Annotated in this window: 7 protein-coding genes; 3 read left to right on the top strand and 4 right to left on the bottom strand. The window is 42.5% G+C overall.

Features of this window, described 5'->3' with window-relative positions; all coding sequences use genetic code 11:
* Positions 1-523: 523 nt before the first annotated feature.
* Together gshB and rsmE are read right to left on the bottom strand one after the other, a co-directional pair.
* Positions 524-1483: a glutathione synthase gene (gene gshB / locus AAY47_RS10800; RefSeq protein ID WP_047769719.1), complete on the bottom strand. Its 960-nt coding sequence runs from the start codon at positions 1481-1483 to the stop codon at positions 524-526.
* Between the two features lie 9 nt (positions 1484-1492).
* Positions 1493-2224 (bottom strand): 16S rRNA (uracil(1498)-N(3))-methyltransferase, encoded by a 732-nt coding sequence (gene rsmE, locus AAY47_RS10795; protein ID WP_047769717.1) that lies wholly within the window; start codon positions 2222-2224, stop codon positions 1493-1495.
* 289 nt (positions 2225-2513) lie between these two features.
* Between rsmE and AAY47_RS10790 the strand changes: the two genes are divergently transcribed.
* A complete protein-coding gene (locus AAY47_RS10790) occupies positions 2514-3020 on the top strand; it encodes a prepilin peptidase (protein WP_053014257.1) in 507 nt (168 codons plus the stop codon).
* A 701-nt stretch (positions 3021-3721) separates the two neighbouring features.
* On the opposite strand, the gene AAY47_RS10785 is transcribed toward AAY47_RS10790, so the two are convergent.
* Positions 3722-4606, bottom strand: coding sequence for an MBL fold metallo-hydrolase (locus tag AAY47_RS10785; protein ID WP_047769715.1), 885 nt, complete (start codon positions 4604-4606; stop codon positions 3722-3724).
* Between the two features lie 146 nt (positions 4607-4752).
* On the opposite strand from AAY47_RS10785, the gene AAY47_RS10780 reads away from it, so the two are divergent.
* A complete protein-coding gene (locus AAY47_RS10780; protein ID WP_047769714.1) occupies positions 4753-5667 on the top strand; it encodes a LysR family transcriptional regulator in 915 nt (304 codons plus the stop codon).
* Here the strand turns inward: AAY47_RS10780 and AAY47_RS10775 are convergent.
* Complete coding sequence (locus AAY47_RS10775; RefSeq protein WP_047769711.1) at positions 5650-6579, bottom strand: LysR family transcriptional regulator; 930 nt, start codon at positions 6577-6579, stop codon at positions 5650-5652. The genes AAY47_RS10780 and AAY47_RS10775 overlap by 18 nt on opposite strands.
* 131 nt (positions 6580-6710) lie before the next feature.
* On the opposite strand from AAY47_RS10775, the gene lysA reads away from it, so the two are divergent.
* Entirely contained in the window at positions 6711-7973 is a 1263-nt protein-coding gene (lysA, locus tag AAY47_RS10770) for a diaminopimelate decarboxylase (protein WP_047769709.1), read from the top strand.
* Positions 7974-8023 lie beyond the last annotated feature (50 nt).

The following is an 8023-nucleotide window of genomic DNA, read 5'->3' as shown; positions in this document are numbered from 1 at the left end:
TCAGTAAAAACCTTGTGGGAAGGATGGCTAAAATTGCAGGCCATCCTTGAAGGCTATGAACTCGCACTGTCTCTTGAACAAGACTTATGATCAAGAGACAGCCTTCTATGAAGGTGGCTTTGATTTCGCCCCAGAGGGGCATACTAAAATCTCTAAAAACAAGTCCCTGCCACTTCTATTACTTTAAAATCTAAAAACCAATAAGGCAGAGCCAAAACCTGTTGCTGACCACCTCCGCAGGAGGTGGTATTCAGTTATGACTAAACGCGCATACGTCAAAATATTTAAGTTCAAGGTCACCGTCTAAAGACGGTGGTTTTAACCTTTCATATGGAAAAATAAAAAAGCCCCTCAAAAATCGAAGGGCTTTTGCTAGCGGTTTCAGTTATAAAGTGGATGAGATGTGGATGACGTCATATAAATCCTTTTATAATCAATATGTAACATCTCTAAAATTCCCACAGTATGTGGACTCTTATTATAAATGGCAAATATTGTCAGGAAACGAATGTTGTTTGACCTGTTAAGCTATCTGTTTTTCCAATCGTTTTTCGATAGCATCCATCAACATGCCAGTAATGGCGATGTCCGGGAAAGCGGCTTCAATTTCACGTACACAGGTTGGGCTGGTTACGTTGATTTCAGTTAAGCGGTCACCAATGATATCCAGCCCAACAAAAATTAACCCTTTCTCTTTTAATACCGGAGCAACTGCACGGGCAATTGCCCAATCGCTTTCTGACAATGGGCGAGCTTCTCCACGACCACCTGCCGCCAGGTTACCACGGGTTTCTCCTTGAGCCGGGATACGGGCAAGGCAATAAGGCACAGGTTCACCATCAACAACCAGTACGCGTTTATCGCCATCTTTAATGGCAGGCAGAAAATTTTGGGCCATACAATAACAATTGCCATGTTCAGTCAGGGTTTCAATAATAACGCCGACATTCGTGTCATCTTGTTTCAGACGGAAAATGGAAGCGCCTCCCATACCATCTAAAGGTTTAAAAATAACATCGCCATGTTTTTGGTGGAATTCGCGTAGTTTTTTGGCACTGCGGGTCACTAGCGTATCGGGTGTCCATTCTGGGAACCAGGCAGTAAACAGTTTTTCGTTACAATCGCGCAGGCTTTGGGGCTTATTAACGATCAGGCTGCCTTTGGTTTCTGCTCTTTCCAGAATATAGGTCGCATAAATGTACTCAGTATCAAAAGGTGGATCTTTGCGCATCAAAATAACGTGCAAAGTATCGAGAGCGATTTCTTGCTCACTGCCAAACTGATACCACTGTTGTGGATTTTCTTCCACCGTGAGCAAACGTGTGCGGGCGCGAGCCTCTCCCTGATGCAGGTAGAGATCATGCATTTCCATATAATGGATTTCCCATCCGCGTTTTTGTGCTTCCAGCAGCATGGCAAAACTAGTGTCTTTCTTGATGTTGATGGATGAAATAGGATCCATCACAATACCGAGCTTGATCATTTTTTCTCCTTAACCCAGGTCACCAAAACGTACTTGCAATGCGGTAATTGCAGTGAGTGCTGTCGTTTCTGTCCTCAGGACTCGAGGCCCTAACAGGATATCAGTAAATTGATATTTTGCTGTCATTTCTATCTCTTCGGCAGACAATCCCCCTTCAGGCCCAATCAGCAGGCGTACTTTTTCCACGGGGAGTGGGAGGGTATTGATGCTATGGCTGGCACGGGGGTGCAGATTTAATTTTAGGCTGCCGTCATTTTCTGCGCACCAGGTTTCAAGTGGCATAATGGGGCGGATTTCAGGGATCTGGTTACGTCCGCACTGCTCACAGGCAGAAATGGCAATTTTTTTCCATTGTTGTAATTTCTTCTCCAACCTTTCTGTATCCAGTTTTATGCCACAACGTTCAGACAGAAGTGGGGTAATCGTGTTGACACCCAATTCAACCGATTTTTGGATTGTAAATTCCATTTTTTCACCACGGGACATGACCTGCCCCAGATGCAGGTTCAGTGGTGATTCATGATCAGATAATTTGCCATCAAGGATAAACACCTTAACTGTTTTTTTACTGGCTTCCGTGATTATTGCATCAAAAACCTGATTACTGCCATCAAAGAGTTGTAATGCTTGCCCATTACTCATTCTAAGCACGCGACCCACGTGATTGGCAGCGTCATCACTCAAATAAACTTCCACGCCTGTTGAGAGCAGTTCAGGGTGATAAATGCGGGGTATTCGCATATTCTTCTTTCCTTCTTTTTCCGGGTTCTTCCGGTATGGCGCAAACAGCCATATGACAAAATTGATTCATTGCCATGATAAATGAGCGCTGTTTGCGTGATCAAGTTATCTCTTGGCTTAAGGGATACAAGATATCTCCATGCGAGCTGGTTCGCATATTTATTTTATAATTGCTTTTTTAGCTAAATTTTCATTGCCAATAACCGGAATAAAAAATTAATATTCATCTTGTCCTGATTGATGTCAGGAAATTAAGGAAAGAAGACGGTAACAAGGATGTTATTTATAAATGGATTTTAATTTATTACAGGTGAGAAACAGGAAGGGTTTTATTTTAATTAACGTAGATTATATAATAGTTATGTTTTTCTGTAGCACCTTATTGTTATTGGCCGTTATCGATGTTAAAACGTATTGCTTGCCGGATATTATCACTCTTCCTTTATTATGGCTTGGACTTTTGGTTAATATTGATGGCAATTTGGTTTCAATAAAGAGTGCAATATATGGCGCCATATCAGGGTATCTTTTTTTGTGGTTTTTGTATTGGTTATGTCGATATACCTTAAATAAGGAGGGAATAGGTTATGGTGATCTTAAATTAACCGCAGCGATCGGTGCTTGGTTGGGTGTGGAAATAATACCAATATTGATGCTGATGGCTTCATTATTTGGCGTGTTCGGGTTTGTAATAATTGGCGTGAAAAGAAAATCGTTTCCTAAATTTATCGCATTTGGGCCTTATTTATGTTTATCCGCGATAGTATTACTGGGGTATGGTATTGGCAGAGTATAGTATTCATCTGCAAAGTGAGACAATAAATAAAAAGTGGCGGAGAGAACAGGAACCTAACCTACGGTACGCATTCTGTAAATACTAGATGTTAAAAGCATCTAGTTGTTTTAAGCTGCTTTTCTGCACATGCCAGACGTTGGAAGCATCTGGTTAGCTTGAGCAGCGCATCCTGCGTACATTAGACGTTAAAAGCATCTGGTTGGTTTAGGCTATTATTCTGTATGCGCTAGATGTTAGAAGCATCTAGTTGGCTTAAGCTGCTTGCCCTGCATATTCTAGATGTTGGAAGCATCTAGTTAGCTTTAGGTTGCTGGCTTATCTCTCCGCTGACTGCAAATTTAAAAAAAATGAGATTTTTATTCAAGCTGATTTATTGGATTATGGACTATTGATCACAACTTAAGGTTATTAGTTATTTCAAAGTATAAAAAGGCGCTAAATATCACATTAATCAAAAAGTAATTATGTTTGTTTAATGAGTTTTTTCCATTTTTAAAATGAATGCATTATTGGTTTTTATATGGGGGTTAATATAAAGTATTAAAATAAATTTTGATACTAATTTTATTAAAGATGGGTAATGAGGTTTTGTTTTTTATTTGGCGTTGTTGATTCGTTGAAATTAAACGGGGCATTAAGGTGATATTTCAAATATTGTTATACGGGCGCTGCTATCCGCAACACCCGTGATGATTTTTAACTTACTGAGGCCACTTCATTTCGCCTTTTAATACTTTGGCACTTAGCTCAAGACTCGATTCATCAGCCAGATCTGGATAGTGTTTCTTCATGGCTGCAACCAGCGCATTGGAATCTTTTGCTTTCGGTAACTCTTTTTCCAATGTCGCCAGGTAATTTTGGGTAAAAGTCACTGAATCCAACGTCATTGATGAATTCCCCAGATAGTGGCCTGGTACAACAGTTTTAGGTTGCAGGCTTTTGATGCGATCCAATGTTTGTTGCCAATGCTGGCGTGACGCTTTGGTCTGGGTATCCGCAATCCATACATGGATATTGTCAGAAACAGTCACACCACCAACAACGGCTTTTAATTTAGGAACCCAGACAAAAGTACGATCTGCGGCTGGGCCATCTAAACCTTCAATAATCAGTTTTTCACCATCAACAGTGAAGGCGTTTCCTGTTAGTGGCTCTGGTACGACGATCTTTTTGGGGGCCTGGTCTGCAAGAATTCCTCCCCAATAAGCCAGCTTGCCATCTTTGGTTTCATTGATTGCTTTGATGGTTTCTGGTGATGCGATAACTTTGGCATCAGGGAAAGCTTCGGTGATCACATCAAGGCCAAAATAAAAATCAGGATCGGATTGGCTGATATAGATCGTTGTCAATTTTTTACCTGTTTGCCGGATCATTTTAACCAGCGCTTGTGCATCATTTTTCTTAAATTGGGCATCGATCAGGACAACTTCATGATCACCGCTGATAATTTCAGAAGAAACAGGGAAAACACCTCTTTCACCTGGATTATAGATATCCAATTTCAGATCGGTTGCTTGAGCCAGTGAGGTTATCCCTAAGGAGAGTGTCGCTGCCAGAGCGATGTTTAATGTTGTTTTGCGAGCCATCGTCGAATTCCTGTAGCAAAAAGCTAGTGTGCTTGAATGGCATGTATGATAAGTTGCATATTCCGATTTAAAAACCCCATAACCAGCAACTATTTGTTGCACAAATCGAGCGAATCAGGACGAAAAGAAAAATAGGTTGGCTGAAAATGGATAGGATCACCGCAGCACAAGTGTTTGTTACGATTGTTGAACAGGGAAGCCTCATCGCGGCTGCAGAACGGTTGGATATGTCGAGGGCAATGGTATCGCGATATTTGGCTGAAATGGAAAAATGGGCAGGTGTTCGCTTATTGCATCGTACAACACGTAAAATTAGCCTGACTTCGGCGGGTGAAAGTGCTTATCAACGCAGCCTTAAGTTAATGGAATTAGCAGAAGGAATGCCGGCGCAACAGTCTTTGGAAGCACAAACCTTGAAGGGATTGTTGCGAGTGAGTTGTTCCCAATCATTGGGCGTGAGTGCGCTGGCAGTTGCCATGCCTGAATTTATGCGGATATATCCGTACATTGCCGTCAATTTGCAAATGGATAATAAGGCTGTCAATTTGATAGAAGAACGCATTGATTTGGCAATCCGTATTACCAATAATCTGGAGCCAAATCTAATTGCTCGCCCATTATCAACTTGCCATTCCATCGTTTGTGCTGCGCCGTCTTATTTAGCGGAAAAATCTATTCCCAACAATCCTATGGAGTTAACATCACATAATTGCCTGACCTATAACTTTTTCGGCAAAAGTTTGTGGGTATTTAAAAAACAGTATGAGCACTATTCAGTTCCTGTCAGTGGTACGTTAAGTGCCAATGAATCGACCGTATTGATGGAAGCTGCTTTGCAGGGAGCAGGAATTGCAATGCAGCCTTACTATTCAGTTTCTTCTTATTTGATGTCAGGGCAGTTAGTTGAGCTGCTGCCTGATTACCAACCTCAGGCAATGGGGATCTATGGCATTTATGCCAGCCGCCAGAATATGCCAGCAACTTTGCGTGCACTGTTGGATTTTCTGGTGGATTGGTTTGCGACATCACCTCATTGGCAACAATTAATGTTGAAACGCTAATGTCAATTTGTCGGCAAATAGAGCAACCTGTTGTTTTAAATGTGTAATGAAGGTCTCTACGGACTCTGAGGAGGGGCGATGGATGGGTTTGATTAAACTGACTGTGAATGGAATGTCGATACTGAATGGCCGAATGCAGATTTTGGCGCTGTCATCTAAATAATCCAATGCAGTTAGCGGATTTACGATAGACACGCCAATGCCTTCGTTAATCATGGCGCAAACTGAGGCTGCGCTATGGGTTTCCATCACCATCTTACGATTGATTTGGTGCTCAGTAAAAATGGTATCAATCAGTTGCCTGTAACTGTCTGTGATCGAAAGACTGATAAATTTTTGATTGTGAAAATCTGCTGGCGTCAGTTGTGATTTTTGACCGAGCGGATGATTAATGGGTAAAACACAAACTTCATTTAAGGTTATCAACGTTTCTCGTTCAGTACCTGCTGGCGTCTGTAAATGTTCGGTTAAGCCAATATCATGGCGCTGTGCTGCAAGCCATTCTTCCAAAAGGGGAGATTCTTGTGGAATGATGGTCAGCCTGGCTTCGGGATAGTGTTCAATAAAACTGCAACAGGCTTTTGGCAGCAGAGATTGGGAGAACATTGGCAGGCAGGCGATGGATAACTGCGCCTGTTCAAATTGTCGGATACTGTCAGCCGCATTGATTATTCTTTCCAGCCCATAATAAGAGCGCTGCACTTCTTCGAATAACCGTAATCCTTGCGCGGTTGGAAACAAGCGCCCTTTGATTCGATCAAACAATTTAAGTTTCAGTAATTGTTCAAGGCGTGCAAGTTCACGGCTGACCGTGGGCTGGGATGTTTTCAGTAATAATGCTGCATCAGTCAGGTTTTTGGTGGTCATTACAGCATGAAAAATTTCAATGTGTCGCCATGAGCAGGAGTGCATACATTGTTCTCTTTGATTGGAAAATAGCCATAAGGATATCAAAAATGAATAGACTATAGCTAAATGGATATTTTTTTCCTGTCCTATTATTGTCAATAATGAGGGAACCGCTGATTTTGTGAGACACTTCCATGACTATATCGAGCTTACCTCATGACTTAAGGAAACATTTTACCCCTGAAAATCTGCTTCGTTTACCTGCTCAGTATGGAACACCATTGTGGGTTTATGATGGCGATAGCATCATCAAACAAATTAAAAAATTAAAACAGTTTGATGTCATTCGGTTTGCACAGAAAGCGTGTTCCAATATCCATATTTTACGCTTGATGAGAGAGCAGAGCGTGAAAGTTGATGCCGTGTCATTGGGTGAAATCGAGCGGGCGCTTTATGCAGGGTTTCAACCTGGGCGTGAGAAAGCAGAAATTGTGTTCACTGCGGATGTGATCGATGAGGCAACATTGTCGCGTGTCATTGAGCTGGATATTCCGGTCAATGCCGGTTCTATTGATATGTTGGCACAAATTGGTGAACGTCAGTCTGGTCATCCGGTTTGGTTGCGCATCAACCCCGGATTTGGGCATGGGCATAGCCAAAAGACGAATACTGGCGGCGAAAACAGCAAACATGGGATCTGGTTTCAGGATCTCCCTCTGGCAATTGAAAAAATTCATCAATATGGTTTGCAGTTAGTCGGGTTGCACATGCACATTGGTTCAGGAGTAGATTATCAGCATCTTTCCAATGTCTGTAATGCTATGGTGGAGCAGGTCAGGTTGTGCGGGGAAGATATTCAAGCCATTTCCGCAGGCGGGGGTTTATCAATTCCTTATAAGGACGGTGAAGAGTCAGTCGATACCGAACATTATTACAGCTTGTGGCATGAAGCTCGCCAACGTATTGAGCAGCATCTGGGGCATCACGTTGAGTTAGAAATCGAACCCGGTCGTTTTCTGGTTGCTGAGGCAGGGATTTTGCTGGCGGAAGTACGGGCGGTTAAATCTATGGGCAATCGGCATTATGTGCTGGCGGATGCGGGGTTCAATGACTTAATGCGTCCGGCGATGTATGGCAGTTATCACCCTATTTCGGTATTACCGATAAACGCGCTGCCGGAAACCACATTGGCAGAAACCATTGTCGCGGGGCCGTTATGTGAGTCTGGTGATGTGTTCACTCAGTTGGAAGGCGGAGAAGTTATATCACGTATGTTGCCTCGTGTTAGTGTCGGAGATTATCTGATTTTTCACCATACCGGCGCTTACGGTGCTTCTATGTCTTCAAATTATAATAGTCGTCCTTTGATCCCGGAAATTTTGTTTACCGGGGGAGAGGCGCATTTGATCCGTCGTCGCCAGACCATCGAAGAGTTGTTATTGCTGGAAGCCATTTAAATAAAAACGGGGCGTTGGTGCCCCGTTTCTTAGTCCCATATTTGCATTAA

The organism is Xenorhabdus griffiniae, assembly GCF_001028135.1.
GTDB classification, from domain to species: domain Bacteria; phylum Pseudomonadota; class Gammaproteobacteria; order Enterobacterales; family Enterobacteriaceae; genus Xenorhabdus; species Xenorhabdus bakwenae.
The sequence above is the reverse complement of the archived record's forward strand: the minus strand, read 5'-3'. Positions and strand labels throughout refer to the sequence as shown.